Origin of the sequence: Azospirillum griseum, from assembly GCF_003966125.1 — a bacterium.
Taxonomy (GTDB): Bacteria; Pseudomonadota; Alphaproteobacteria; order Azospirillales; family Azospirillaceae; genus Azospirillum; species Azospirillum griseum.
Window position 1 is genome coordinate 1 of record NZ_RXMA01000193.1, and the last position, 249, is coordinate 249.

The following is a 249-nucleotide window of genomic DNA, read 5'->3' on the forward strand; positions in this document are numbered from 1 at the left end:
CGACCCCGCCGGTCAGCGTTTCCACCTGACTGAGCAGCAGGCTGTTGCCCGTGGTTCCCAGCGTGATGCTGTCGGCGGCGGTCCCGCCGACCAGCGTTTCCAGCCCGGCAACGAGCATGGTCGAACCGACGTTGCCGATGGTGACGGCGTCGGCCCCGCCACCGCCGGTCAGGGTTTCCAGCGAGCGCAGCAGCAGGGTGTTGCCGCCGTCCGCCAGCGTGGCCACGTCGAGACCGGCGTTGCCGACCA

1 pseudogene is annotated in these 249 nt (G+C 70.7%); it reads right to left on the reverse strand.

The features are described from left to right. Positions 1–249 (reverse strand): annotated as a pseudogene (locus tag EJ903_RS27200) (hypothetical protein); the annotation flags it as partial.